General features: G+C 57.6%; 1 protein-coding gene. It reads right to left on the bottom strand.

The annotated features are described in order from the left end of the window. Positions 1–110: 110 nt before the first annotated feature. Positions 111–620: a hypothetical protein gene (locus tag ACPYOJ_RS34575; RefSeq protein WP_481420259.1), complete on the bottom strand. Its 510-nt coding sequence runs from the start codon at positions 618–620 to the stop codon at positions 111–113. Positions 621–719: the final 99 nt, after the last annotated feature.

Genomic DNA, 719 nt, shown 5'->3' with positions numbered 1-719 from the left:
CGATCTCCTCGACTGACCGGCATTCCAGTTGTCGCCTGATAGCGCCGCGGCGGTCCAATAGGGGAGCGGTCGCCAGTCGTCGATCATCGTAACCGGCTGGCGGCCTCTGATCACAGATATCCACCGTCTTCGTGCTTGAAACGATCGATCTGGTTCTGTGCTTTGAAGTAGGCCTTTCTCCAAAGCGTGAAGTGCACAGGATCATTCTTGGGATTGTAGGGGTTGTCCCCTAGGTACTTGCCAGTCCTGGGCGCCAGCGACCCCGAATGTCTGGCCTGCCAGTGGCTTGTTTTGCTTTCCTCCGGGATTGTGGAACTACCCTCGCGCCGCAGTACCGTACGACGGAGTTCTGCCGGAAGACCTTGGACTGCAAAGCGAGGAAGCGCGGCGGCCAACGCGGCGGCCTCTTTGTTAGGCTTGCCAAAGTGTCGATCAAGCTGGATGGTAAGGTCGGCGGGAGCCGTCATTCCCTCTCGAAAGAGGCGGATCATCAGCTTGGTTGCGAGGTTAAAGCGCCGGGGCTGTGTAATATCGTCCGTATAGCCGGCATCGTTCAAAACGCCATACAGCATGTTCATGTTGTCGTCAGTCAGATTTTGGGTGGAAACTTCGGAAGACATGATGTCCTCCTTTCGGTCAGGGCTAGGGTCTGGCGGCCCTCAAACAGCAGCGCCCGTAATGATGACTGCTGGAGGCCGGACCATGCGCCTTCGTGGGTA

It is taken from the genome of Rhizobium sp. SVR5-9E (assembly GCF_056755095.1).
This window is presented reverse-complemented; position numbering and strand designations above follow the sequence as displayed.

Excerpts from the sequence above, each read along its gene's own strand:
- ACPYOJ_RS34575 (WP_481420259.1), bottom strand. The coding sequence starts at position 620 with ATGTCTTCCGAAGTTTCCACCCAAAATCTGACTGACGACAACATGAAC.